The sequence below is a fragment of the Candidatus Binatia bacterium genome (assembly GCA_036382395.1).
Classification (GTDB): domain Bacteria; phylum Desulfobacterota; class Binatia; order HRBIN30; family HRBIN30; genus JAGDMS01.
Genome location: DASVHW010000165.1, coordinates 1 through 2,774, shown reverse-complemented (window position 1 = coordinate 2,774; position 2,774 = coordinate 1). Strand labels below are relative to the sequence as shown.

At 62.9% G+C, this 2,774-nt stretch carries 5 protein-coding genes, 1 tRNA gene and 1 pseudogene; 1 reads left to right on the top strand and 6 read right to left on the bottom strand.

The window, feature by feature from the left end:
- Positions 1-17 precede the first annotated feature (17 nt).
- The 6 genes and pseudogenes from VF515_07735 to VF515_07710 all read right to left on the bottom strand — a co-directional run bounded on the left by VF515_07735 (position 18) and on the right by VF515_07710 (position 2,476).
- Positions 18-422: pseudogene (locus VF515_07735) on the bottom strand (putative toxin-antitoxin system toxin component, PIN family).
- Positions 423-437: 15 nt separating this feature from the next.
- Positions 438-746 (bottom strand): hypothetical protein, encoded by a 309-nt coding sequence (locus tag VF515_07730; GenBank protein ID HEX7407526.1) that lies wholly within the window; start codon positions 744-746, stop codon positions 438-440.
- A 168-nt stretch (positions 747-914) separates the two neighbouring features.
- A tRNA-Leu gene (locus VF515_07725) sits at positions 915-998 on the bottom strand.
- A gap of 61 nt (positions 999-1,059) precedes the next feature.
- Positions 1,060-1,734, bottom strand: a complete 675-nt coding sequence (locus tag VF515_07720) for a HEAT repeat domain-containing protein (protein ID HEX7407525.1) — start codon at positions 1,732-1,734, stop codon at positions 1,060-1,062.
- Positions 1,735-1,795: 61 nt separating this feature from the next.
- Entirely contained in the window at positions 1,796-2,200 is a 405-nt protein-coding gene (locus VF515_07715) for a hypothetical protein (GenBank protein ID HEX7407524.1), read from the bottom strand.
- A gap of 108 nt (positions 2,201-2,308) precedes the next feature.
- Positions 2,309-2,476 carry a hypothetical protein gene (locus tag VF515_07710; protein HEX7407523.1) on the bottom strand — a complete coding sequence of 56 codons (168 nt, stop codon included), beginning with the start codon at positions 2,474-2,476 and terminating at the stop codon, positions 2,309-2,311.
- 90 nt (positions 2,477-2,566) lie between these two features.
- Between VF515_07710 and VF515_07705 the strand changes: the two genes are divergently transcribed.
- A partial coding sequence (locus tag VF515_07705) for a carboxymuconolactone decarboxylase family protein (protein HEX7407522.1) occupies positions 2,567-2,774 on the top strand: 208 nt, incomplete at its 3' end.

Below are 2,774 nucleotides of genomic sequence, written 5' to 3'. Positions count from 1 at the left end.
CCGCCCAACCGGGGCAATCAACTGGAGCGCTCGCGTAGCCACTCCACAAACTCTCGCGGGGAGATGACGGTCACGCGACCACGCTGGGCGCGCGGAAAGTGACGGAGGTTGCCCGTCACGACACAGGCGACCTGTGCCGCATCAGCGACAGCAAGCACAACCTCATCATCCGGGTCGGGCAGCCGGTGCGGCCAAGGCAACGCCGTCACAACTTCTCCGGTGTCCTCGATCGCGCGCAGGAGTTCTTCCGCGTCCGCCGGGTCGACCTTGAGTTATGGCCTGACGAGTACGTCGCGATATTCAGCCAGCAGGCGCGCGTCGTATACCAGTGCCAGCTCTCCCGCGAAGACCAGGTCGACGATCAAACCTGGCGGCCCGTGCTCGGAGAGCAATCCGGACACCAGGACGTTGGTGTCCAGCACCACCCGGATCAAACTTCACCTCGCGGCGGCTCGCGCACGACGGCGCCGACCTGCCCGCGTCTTCGCAATGACGGCATCGATCTCCGTCATCGTCATCTGCGAGCGGCCGGTCCCCCGCGCACGCTGGCGTATGGTCTGCAAGGTCATCTGGCCGCGCGCCATACGAACGGCACGCACGGTGTCGTCGAGCGTCTCAGCGCTGACGGGAACAAGCACCGCCACGGGCTTGCCCGCGGCGGTCAGCAACGTTTCCTGCCGAACAGCCAGCAACGCTTTGGCGGCTTTCGGGTGCGAGCGGAAATCTTGGATGGAGATCGTTTTCATAGCGGATGCTCTTACAACGGATAGCAGGCCTTCTCGGCATCCGTCAATTTGAGAGCGCCAAGCGGCCCTCCGACACAGCGCCGCTTGCTTACCCCTCGCTTACCCGGCTTGTCCTAGCGGTCGGTCCGTCACGCTGGCCAAACGGGCTAAGTGCCCGGAAAACCAAGGTGGCCCTGGAGGGACTTGAACCCCCACCCGCGCAAGGCGGAGCAGATTTTGAGTCTGCCGTGTCTGCCATTCCACCACAGGGCCGTTCTGAATTGTGCTGAGTACCGGGTCCCGCGTCCGGAGTAAAGACCTCGGATGGGCCGAGCTACTGCGGCGCTTGCGGCGGGCCTTTGGGTTCGAGAAAGTTCTCGGACGGACCCTTTACCTGGTTCTTGATCACCGCTTGGTGCTGCTCGACTTTGCTCTTGGCTTCGCTCGCCAGACGGCGCACGGTCTGGTCCTTGTCCGCCTGCGCGATATTCGTCAAAGTATCCACCGACTCGAGGGAGCCGATCTCTCCGAGCGCGAAGATCGCCGTGCCCCGCGTTGCCGGATCGAGATCGCGCTGCAAAAACTCCATCAGCGGCCGTGCCGCGCGCGTGTCGCCGATTTTTCCGAGCGACGCCAAGATCAGCTGTTTCATGTTCCCATCGGTGGTGCGCAGAAACAGGTACTGCACCAGCACTGGGGTGGCGTCGGTGGCTCGCATGTCACCGAGCATCTCAATCGCCTTCACCTGCACCCGCACGTCCGAGTCACCCATGGCCTGCATGAGGTATTCGACTGCCTTGTTGTCCTTCGACGCGCCGAGTGATTTCACCGCCTCCAAACGCACGGCCGGATCGTCGCTTCTCAACCGTTTCACGAAATCGTCGATACTGGCCCCTTTGGTGTTCTTGTCGTACCGCTGGCGCATCTGATTGCTGCTGATCTGTGCCGAGGCCTTACCGACGAACGGCAGCACCACCCCCAGGGTCAGGAGAAGGAGCCGTGCTCCCACCCGCCACCGCGATGTACCCTGCTTGTTCATCCTCATCGCTGTCTCAATCCGGGCTGGTTCTCTACCCCTGCTCCGGCACGCCCAAGCGAATCATGATCCAGTCGGCCATCTCGTGAACACTGTACGGCGGCGGCTCGTCGGCTTTGAAATCGAGCACGATATGGAGCGCTCCGTCATGGCGTGAGACGCGAACGTCGCTGATGAGCAGGTCTATCTGGGGCAGCACGCGCTCGGGCAGATCACCATCACCCACCGGCCCCCAGGCCTGAACGATAATCTGCCCTGGGTTCTTCGCGCTGGACTGCCGGATCATCGTCGGCCAACGTGACAGCCGCAGGAGCACCGCACGGTGCCCGTCCACGTTCGTCACCTCGAAGTTACGCAGGCCCACCGGCGCCTGGTCACCGGTCGGTGTCGCCGTTGGCGCAGCCAATTTATGCGCGCAGCCTGCGCCGAAAAGCAGCAACAGAACAGAACCCGCAACCCGAGCAAATAGCATCATACAGTTTGGAGATAGCCCATCCCGGACAACGGGGCAAGGGAAGGCGGCGCAGGTTGAAACGGATCGTTTCGCCTACTTGGCGGTGGCGATGAGGAGGCCGCCGACCGCGATGGTCCCGGCTCCGAGAATACGGTAGCCGGTCTCACGCTCCTGCAGCAGGAAACGGCCGAACAGCACTCCGAAGATGAGGCTGGTCTGCCGCAGTCCCAGAACGTAGCTGGCTGGCGCCTGCGTCAACACCCAGAGGATCAGCAGGTAGGAGAAGGGACCATGCAGCTCTCGACTTTGGTCCCGCAGGCTGCCAGCATCGCGCGCGAAAACAGGAGACTTATGGCACGACTTCCGTACGTCGATCCCACCACCGCACCCGAGCGTGTGCGCGAAACACTCGCCGGCCTGGCGGTACCGCTGAACATCTTCTACATGATGGCCCACGCTGAAACCAACCTGCGATCGTTGCTGCGCCTGGGTGGCACCATCCTTTCGAAGCAGCAGCTCAGCGATCGTCTGCGCGAGCTGGCTATTCTCCGCATCGCCA

What these genes read in the sequence shown, in the direction of transcription:
- VF515_07730 (HEX7407526.1), bottom strand. Translation starts at nt 746, where the DNA reads ATGAAAACGATCTCCATCCAAGATTTCCGCTCGCACCCGAAAGCCGCC.